Genomic DNA, 1,397 nt, shown 5'->3' on the forward strand with positions numbered 1-1,397 from the left:
GCGGATCAGCCAGAGCCCGCCCGCGTAGAAGGCGACCAGCCCGAGCGAGGCCGGATGCACCCCCAGGACCGTCACGTCGGGGCCCATGGCCGCGAGCACGACCACGGACAGCAGACCGATCAGCAGGCAGCAGAAGAGCAGGTTGGCCGAGGAGGCCGCGGCGTGCTCCAGGTTGGCGCGCCGGTAGAAGAAGTCGGCCACCGCCAGCGCGAGCGTCTGCGCGGCGATCCCGCCGACCGCGTTGCTGTAGGCGAGCCCGGGCTGGTCCCCGACGGCGCTGACCGCCGTCATCACGATCCCCGACAGGGACGTGGCCAGCCCGAAGAAGACCGCGCCGAAGACCGCCTCTCCCCAGCCGGTGCGGTCGGCGAGGACGTCACCGAGGGAGGCCATCCGAACGCTGCCGACCACGGTCACCACGGCCACCACGGCGAAGAGCGCGGCGCTCCACCCCAGGGGCCAGGGAGGAGTCAGCGCCTCCAGCATGTTCACCCCCTTCTCCATGTTCCCGACCGCCCCTACCCGCTCCGGACACGGAGAACCGGTACGGGAAGGAGCCCCCCGTGGAAGGGGCGACCCCACGACGGACCAAGTCTCCGCCAACCCCGGTTACCCGACACGCCCCCGGGTAGCGGCACCCGCGACAGCACGTGTCACCACCACATCTCCCAGTGAGGAGGCGAAACATGTTTCGACACACCAAGCACCTCCAGTTCGAGGCCAAGCCGGAGGCTCCCGACGCGCTCTACGCGGCCAAACTCCAGGAACTCATCGGCGGCGCCTACGGCGAGATGACCGTCACCATGCAGTACCTGTTCCAGGGCTGGAACTGCCGCATCGAGGGCAAGTACAAGGACCTGATCATGGACGTGGCCACCGAGGAGATCGGGCACGTCGAGATGCTCGCCACGATGGTGGCGCGTCTGCTGGAGGGCGCCCCGGCCACCACCGTGGCCAAGGCGGTCAAGGACCCGGCCGTGGCGGCGGTCGTGGGCGGTATGAATCCGCAGCAGGCCATCGTCTCCGGTGGCGGAGCCGTCCCCGCCGACTCCGGCGGCACCCCGTGGAACGGCAAGTACATCGTGGCCAGCGGCAACCTGCTCGCCGACTTCCGCGCCAACGCCGCGGCCGAGGCCCAGGGCAGGCTCCAGACCGCACGGCTGTACAACATGACCGACGACCCCGGCGTCAAGGCGATGCTCCAGTTCAACCTGGCCCGGGACACCGTCCACCAGAACATGTGGCTGGCCGCCATCGAGGAGTTGCAGGAGGACGGCCTGGAGGGCGAGGTCGCGCCCACCGCCCTGTTCGACGAGGAGAACCAGGAGCACGCCAACACCATCTGGGGCCTGTCGGACGGCACGGCCGCGGCCAACGGCGGCTGGTCGCACCGGCCC

The 1,397-nt window shown here is 70.2% G+C and carries 1 protein-coding gene and 1 pseudogene (1 of these 2 running past the window's edge); one reads left to right on the top strand and one right to left on the bottom strand.

What is annotated here, in order from left to right; genetic code table 11:
* Window positions 1-486, bottom strand: a pseudogene (locus D455_RS0102290) (cation transporter); the annotation flags it as partial.
* 200 nt (window positions 487-686) lie between these two features.
* Between D455_RS0102290 and D455_RS0102295 the strand changes: the two are divergent.
* Window positions 687-1,397, top strand: partial view of a manganese catalase family protein gene (locus D455_RS0102295; RefSeq protein ID WP_017569149.1) — the 5' portion only. It continues 195 nt past the right edge of the window; only the first 711 of its 906 coding nucleotides appear in the window; its start codon is at window positions 687-689; the stop codon falls past the right edge of the window.

The sequence above is a fragment of the Nocardiopsis halotolerans DSM 44410 genome, assembly GCF_000341065.1.
Taxonomy (GTDB): domain Bacteria; phylum Actinomycetota; class Actinomycetes; order Streptosporangiales; family Streptosporangiaceae; genus Nocardiopsis; species Nocardiopsis halotolerans.